This window comes from Mucilaginibacter sp. A5337 (assembly GCF_059690695.1).
Window position 1 is genome coordinate 86,371 of record NZ_JCAWEC010000013.1, and the last position, 6,337, is coordinate 92,707.

Below are 6,337 nucleotides of genomic sequence, written 5' to 3' on the forward strand. Positions count from 1 at the left end.
ATCAGTTAAGGTTTAAAATAAGCAACAATAAAACTATGCGGTAGGTTACCCAGGTAACGGTGAGCACCCAGCCCAGCCCTAATAGTTTGGTACGCCGAATGTGTTCGAGGAACATCACCCCGGCAACAGCCATAAAATATAAAGTATAAACCGCGGCACCGAATTGAAAAAAGTGGCTCACAACCAAACCTATCAACAGTAACAAACTACCGGCGAAAGAGATGGTCATCATATTGCCGAGGTAGGTCCAAAGGTTACGGCGGTCAAAGCTGCATATCGCTGCTCCCTGGAAAAGGATCTGCCCGCCGCAGATCAGGTATTCGCGGTAAGGGTTACCTAAAGGAACCACTCCCAAAAGCAGATGTGCATAAGCGGTAAGGATAAAGCCGGTACAAAACCAGGTAAACAGTAAATACAGTAAACGGTAATGGAGTTTAAATGTAGGCTGATACTCAAAGCCGGTTTCGGCAGCGGGGATAATAACCCGCCTGTTGTATGATATAAAGGCATAAGCTTTGCTCATAAGCCATACAAAAGGCTTAAAGGCAAACAAAGGAGCAAATACCGGCCAGGTATTCGCAATGATCTTGAACAGGCTTTTAACGCCGTAAGTAACCTCCCCGCTTTCCAGGTTGATCAGCGCTATTTCATTAACGGCCCGTTGCCTGTCATAAACAGGGCATGTACCGGCATGTGTTTCTTCCTGGTATGAAGAATGGCCATTATGGTCAAGCATCCCGGTTTTTACAAAAGCGCGGGTATAAACACGGCACATGGGACACTCGGCATCAAACAGGATCATGTGGTTCTTAAGTGTTTTCATAACTTTCAGTGTTTTCTGAAACAAATATACAATATATTTAAAACTTTCAATAAATACTGAAAATTAAATTTAGGCAACCTGCTTTTGCATGTAGGGACTGGGGAGTGCTTTAAAACGAATTTGTCATTTCGATGGAGCAAGGGCACGGTTGAGCATTGGGGCGAAAGAGAAATCTTATACGCTATGCTCTAAACCTTGCATGAGGCTTTACTGCGGGTATAAGATTTCTCCTCCCCCAACCACAAATCTCCGCTGGTTCGTTTGAAATGACATAAAGGTTTAATGGGTAAAAGGTAGTAAACTATTAATTGCTTACTAAAAAAACTTCCTCTCCTCTTGCAAAATCAAATCTTATATTTAACTTTGAACAACAAAGTACTTTTAATGGAAGACAAAGACATTCATGCAGAGTTAAGTTCCATCCGCAACCTGATGGAGCGTTCGGCCAAATTTATTTCGCTTAGCGGCCTTTCGGGCGTAATGGCGGGGATTTATGCATTCATTGGCGCGGGGATAGGATATAACTTACTACCGGGCGAGTATGCTACACTTAGGGAGCGCCATACTTACAATGAAGAATTGCTGATTGTTAAATTATTTGTCGTGGCAGTTGCAGTCCTTGTACTGTCAATTGGCACAGGGATCTGGCTGTCGGTACGCAAAGCCAAAAGAACCGGGCAATCAGTTTGGAATGCCGGCAGTAAACGCCTGCTTATTAATATGGCAATCCCGCTGGTAAGCGGTGGTTTGTTTACCCTGATATTGGTTTACCGTGGTTATTATGGCGTTGTGGCCCCCACTACAATGATATTTTACGGCATGTCATTAGTTGCCGGCAGCCATTATACATATTCGGGCATTAGGAGCTTGGGGATATTGGAGATTTTATTAGGTTTGCTGTGTGCTGTAATGCCGGGCTACGGCTTAATTTTCTGGAGCATTGGTTTTGGCTTACTCCACATTATTTATGGTACGGTAATGCATTTTAGATACGATAAGTGAAGATATCATTAGATCAGTTTGATAAAGCCTTTGAAAACCGCATTCGCCTGCAAATCATGAGCGTATTGGTTGCCAATGAAAGCTACGACTTTAACTCGCTTAAAGAACTGCTTAACCTTACCGATGGTAACCTGGCATCGCACCTGAAAGCATTGGAAAAGGAAGAATATATCCTGGTGGAAAAAACTTTCATTGGGCGCAAACCCAATACACGTTACCTGGCATCCGAAAAAGGACGCTCCGCTTTCAGGCTGCACCTTCTCGCGCTCGAAAATTTGATCAAGCAACAAAAGCTATAAATTTTTTTACCTATAAACTTTGAAATGCAAAGTACTTTTAATTTATAAAACATGAAAAATCTTAAAGCAATTTTATTTGAAGATAGTGTTCTTAAACTTGGCCTAATCCTAATCACTATATCTGCCGGTCTCTTCTTTGTAGAAGGGTCCGGCCTTTTTGAACTTACTGAGGGGGTTGCTTTCGGCGCCTTTTGCTTTAATTACCTGCCCTCCGTTGTGTTTTTCTTTGTGGTGATATTTAAAGGGTTTAAACGCCTGCATTATTGGATACTGCTCCTGGTACTCTGGTTTATCAGCGCCTTTGCACTTAACCTGAGCATCCCTGTTTTCAATACATCGGTTACCTGGTTGTCGGTTGTTATCTGTATCTCCACTATCTCCATTATAACCTCCGTGTTTATAAATGAGCTCAGTTTAAGAATGAAACACGTTTTAATATTTTTCCTGGGTATAGCTTTCCTGCTTTTTATTTACTACAGCGTATACCTTACCTCCATGTACCTCATCGGCATTTTTGCCGCCATTGCGCTGGGTTTGTCATTACATGTTTTTGTGCCGATGGGTTTGGCCATAGCTACGTTTCTTACTATCAGAAAAGCGGTAAGGGGCAGCAAGTCATTAAAAATGGCATTGTGGGCCGGTTTATTGTTACCTGTGGTAGCATGCAGCATTTTTATATGGCAATGGAAAAGCATCAATAACCAGGTTAATCTTGCTATCAATCACAATACACTATCCGAAGGCAAACTGCCAACCTGGGTGGTGATCAGCCAAAATATTCCTAAAAACGCCATAGCACAACGGATCATCAAAGCTGGCATCGTGTACAAAACGGCCAACCTGACCGACAGCTGGTTCTGGGGCGACTGGAATAAAGCCTCATTTGATGAGCCCATGCAACATGATCCTTTTATAGTGATAGCAAGCCTGTTTGGCGGCGATTTAAACCTTGACGAAAAGGAACGGATAAAAATACTGGAAGCGATGTACGATTCACGCCACCAGGCACAGGAACGGCTTTGGAGCGGCGATAAGCTAAAAACAGCCAATGTGATCACCAATGTGAAGATTTTCCCGGAATACCGCTTAGCTTATACCGAAAAAACACTGACCGTGCATAACACTGAAAACCGGGGAGTAAGGGCCTGGCTTGGCAAACAAGAAGCTATTTACACATTCCATGTTCCGGAGGGTTCGGTTGTTAGCTCGTTATCATTATGGATAGATGGTAAAGAACAAAAGTCAAGGCTAACCACTAAAGCTAAAGCCGATTCAGCCTATCACGAGATTGTGGGGGTGGAACAGCATGATCCATCGGTGATCCACTGGCAGGAGGGCAATACCGTAACGGCACGAATTTTTCCCTGCACACCCGAAGAAAACCGGAAGTTTAGAGTGGGGATTACAAGCCCGCTGCGCAAACAGGGCGATATGCTTACCTATGAAGGCAGTTATTTCGATGGCCCGTCGCCTGAAGGTGTTACCGAAGCAATCCAGGTGTCCTTTTCCCAAAAGCCCGAAGGACTTAACCTGTCAGGCTTTGACGAAATAACTAACGGAGTTTATACTGCCGACCGACCTTATCAGCCAGATGAACAGATCACATTTAAAGCCCCGCCGCTCACAAATACAGCCTTTACATTTGCCGGTAAAGGTTATAAGCTAAAAGACTATCAGCCGCAAACAGAAAGCTTTAATCCGGAGGTTATATATCTTGATCTGAATGCCAGTTGGGCAGCAGATGAACTTGACGAGCTTTGGCCGGCTATCAAAACCAAAAAGGTTTACTATTACGACGGCAAGCTGGAAACTCTGACTGAAGAAAACCGCGGAAATGTTTTAAACAGGATGAGCAAACTCAATTTCAGTATGTTCCCGGTTAATGAGATCAAAAACCCGGAAAATTCATTGCTTATTACCAAATGTGCCGAAACCTCCCCTAACCTGCACGATCTTGACGAATCGGAGTTTGGAAGAGCACTAACCAGTTATCTGCCCGATGCTAAGCCATTGCAGTTATATAATATCGGTACAAACCTAACGCCCTATTTAAAGGCGCTGAAGGAAATGCGGGTGTTTACTTATAATGAAGGTGATGTAGCAACGCTGCAAAGCAGGCTCGCCAAACATGAATTTACCCGCTCGCAGGAAGATTCAACCCATGTGGTGCTTGCCCAATCGGGTTTGGTTATTGAGCAAACTGCCGATACCTTAAAAGCCGGAAATGCGCCCGACCACCTGTTACGGCTGTTTGCCTATAACGACATTATGAAAAAGGTTGGTCCGCATTATTTTGATAAAACCTATGTGCAGCCCGATATTATCGAAGAGGCTAATGAGGCTTTTATAGCCTCGCCGGTTTCGAGTCTTATTGTATTGGAAACTCAAAAAGATTATGAACGCTTCGGGATTGATGAAAATAAGAACAGTCTTCAAAATGCTTCCGCAAAATCATCAGGAGCAGTGCCCGAACCCGGCGAGTGGTTGCTGATCCTGGTTGTAATAGCAGTTATAAACTTCTTAGTATACAAGAACAAACATGTTCAGCCGGAGCTATAATTTGCAGGAATATGTGCCATTTAAATTAACCGGCAGCAGGTTAATCATCAACAGTTGCTGGTTAATATACATTGGCATTACAGCAAGGCTATGTATCATTTATTTTAAGTGGGATGCTAATATGCTGCTTGGCCTGGCACTTGTGCCTTATATCTGCAAAGTAAAACGTGGCAGCTTTTCTTTACGGTACCTGGCCCCTGCCCTTATTTTTGCAACAATAGGTGTTTGTTTGCCTGTTAAAACAAATTTGTTCCTGGCGCTGCTGTTTTCGGCACTGTTGTTTTTTGAGAACCTGAAAGGAAAAGTAAGCCTTGTGTTGTTTCTGCTGTTGCTGCTTATATCCCCCACGTTTCAACATATCAGCAACATGTTTAGCTTTCCCTTAAGGATCTGGCTTAGTGGGGTAGCGGCCTCTCTCCTTTCAATTATGGGAGTCGCCGCCAGTGCAGCTGGCAACGTCATTCAGTTTAAAGGCTCCGAATTTTCTGTGGATCAGGCATGTGCCGGTCTGCATATGTTGGCTGCCTCGTTCATGATCTGCCTGTTCATGATAGCTTATTACCAGCGGCAAGCGGCAAAGCAACTGCACCTGATGTGGATCTTGTTTTTGTTGATGTTTACTTTTGCGTTAAACATTTTGTGCAACCTTTGCCGCATCCTGCTGCTGGTGTTTTTTAAAATACCGGCGGGTACTATGATGCATGACCTTGCCGGTATCATCTGCCTGCTTGTTTATGTGGTATTGCCTTTGTTGTGGTTCTCTTCTTTCGTATTAAAACGGACCGAAAAACCATACATCGATCCCCGCTTTTATAAAACAATCAGGCTGGCGCCTGATGAATTGCGCTTTCCGCTGATACACTTTGTATTGGCAGCCATGCTGGTTGTAGTAACCTTCAACATCAAATCGATGGATGACCTGAATGACAAAAACGTAAGCAACATATCATTAACCGGCTATAAAAAAGCTGTACTGGAAAGCGGGGTGATCAAGTTTGAAAAAGACGGCGCATTGGTTTATGTTAAACCATCCCCGTTTTATTGCCCCGAGCACGATCCTATGATTTGCTGGCAGGGAAGCGGCTATGTTTTCAATAAAATAAAAAAAGAGGTTGTTGCCGGTCGTGAGGTTTATTGGGCTGTACTTACCAAAGCGAAGGATAAGATCTATGCGGCATGGTGGTTTGATAACGGCAGCATAAAATCCGTCAACGAGTTTGAATGGCGATGGGCGGCAGCAAAAGGGGCTAAGTTGTTTTACCTGGTGAATGTTAATGCAGCTTCGGAGGCGGCGTTATTGGAAGCGGTGAAGAATTTGCCGGCTATTAAACAATAATACTTTGAGCCTTAGGAGTAGCTATCAGGAAAATCCTGAAAAAAGTGATGGTGTATAAAACATATTTTAGCGGCGGTGTGTGTGGGCGTTAGTGATAGTAGCGGATACCGGCTAATGTCATTAAGAAAATCCCCCAGAGGGGGAACAGGTTTGTAGCAATATCATATACCGAAAATCACCGTGCCAGAGGTACGGAACACCGGAGTTGTGTACCTCTGGCACACTAAGACAAACAAACCTTTCTGTCTTGTCCGGAAATGGGTTTACATTAAAGTAAACACAGTGGAAAAGATCATTATTAAAGAACATCGACATTAC

General features: G+C 43.6%; 5 protein-coding genes. 4 read left to right on the top strand and 1 reads right to left on the bottom strand.

The genetic code is table 11. The features are described from left to right. Position 1: 1 nt before the first annotated feature. A complete protein-coding gene (locus AC59JO_RS28260; protein ID WP_497309668.1) occupies positions 2-823 on the bottom strand; it encodes a DCC1-like thiol-disulfide oxidoreductase family protein in 822 nt (273 codons plus the stop codon). 363 nt (positions 824-1,186) lie between these two features. Between AC59JO_RS28260 and AC59JO_RS28265 the strand changes: the two genes are divergently transcribed. Genes AC59JO_RS28265 through xrtN form a run of 4 tightly spaced genes read left to right on the top strand, consistent with a single transcriptional unit; the run spans position 1,187 to position 6,019 of the window. Next, positions 1,187-1,825 carry a hypothetical protein gene (locus AC59JO_RS28265; RefSeq protein WP_497309670.1) on the top strand — a complete coding sequence of 213 codons (639 nt, stop codon included), beginning with the start codon at positions 1,187-1,189 and terminating at the stop codon, positions 1,823-1,825. Beyond that, entirely contained in the window at positions 1,822-2,124 is a 303-nt protein-coding gene (locus tag AC59JO_RS28270) for a winged helix-turn-helix domain-containing protein (RefSeq protein ID WP_413670374.1), read from the top strand. Before AC59JO_RS28265 ends, AC59JO_RS28270 begins: the two co-directional genes overlap by 4 nt. A 51-nt stretch (positions 2,125-2,175) precedes the next feature. Next, on the top strand, positions 2,176-4,683 hold the full coding sequence (locus AC59JO_RS28275) for an XrtN system VIT domain-containing protein (protein WP_497309672.1): 2,508 nt from the start codon (positions 2,176-2,178) through the stop codon (positions 4,681-4,683). Beyond that, positions 4,664-6,019 (top strand): exosortase N, encoded by a 1,356-nt coding sequence (xrtN, locus tag AC59JO_RS28280; RefSeq protein ID WP_497309674.1) that lies wholly within the window; start codon positions 4,664-4,666, stop codon positions 6,017-6,019. Before AC59JO_RS28275 ends, xrtN begins: the two co-directional genes overlap by 20 nt. Positions 6,020-6,337 lie beyond the last annotated feature (318 nt).